The following is a 581-nucleotide window of genomic DNA, read 5'->3' as shown; positions in this document are numbered from 1 at the left end:
AGGGGCGGCCGCCCCTGCGGGATGAACCCCGGCGCGCACTGGCACCGGGCCTCGCCAACCCTGCTTACCGCGTGTTGCGGATCGGCACCTGCATCTCTTCAGGCTTGATTTCACGCACCAACTCCGGCACGCCCCAGGCGAAAGCCGGATCGACCTTGATCTTGAAGTGGTACATGCTCTGCATGGCCTGGTGGTCCTCCTTGCGGAAAGTCATCTTGCCCTTGGGCGTGTCAAAGCTCATGCCTTCCATGGTCTTGATGAGCTTGTTGGTGTTCGTGTCGCCATTGGTGGCCTTGAGCGCCGTGACCAGCGCCATGGCCGACGAGAAACCACCCGCCGTGAAGAAGTCTGGCGGGGTCTTGAACTCTTTGTAGTGCGCTGCCACCATGGCATCGTTCACCGGGTTCTTGGGAATGCCGAAGTAGTAATACGTCGCGCCTTCCATGCCCGGGAAATTCTTGTAGGAAGCCATGGCGGGCAGGATGTTGCCGCCCGTCGAGATCTCGATGCCGTAGCGCTTCAAGTCCATGTCGGCAATCTTGAACGGATTGCCCGCGCCCGCCCACACGATCCAGATGATC

The 581-nt window shown here is 60.6% G+C and carries 1 protein-coding gene; it reads right to left on the bottom strand.

Translation table 11 applies throughout. The features are described 5' to 3' along the window. Nucleotides 1-64 precede the first annotated feature (64 nt). On the bottom strand, nt 65-581 hold a 517-nt coding region (locus ACYVOC_RS15455), incomplete at its 5' end, for an ABC transporter substrate-binding protein (protein WP_461162373.1).

The sequence above is a fragment of the Simplicispira piscis genome (assembly GCF_054783455.1).
This window is presented reverse-complemented; position numbering and strand designations above follow the sequence as displayed.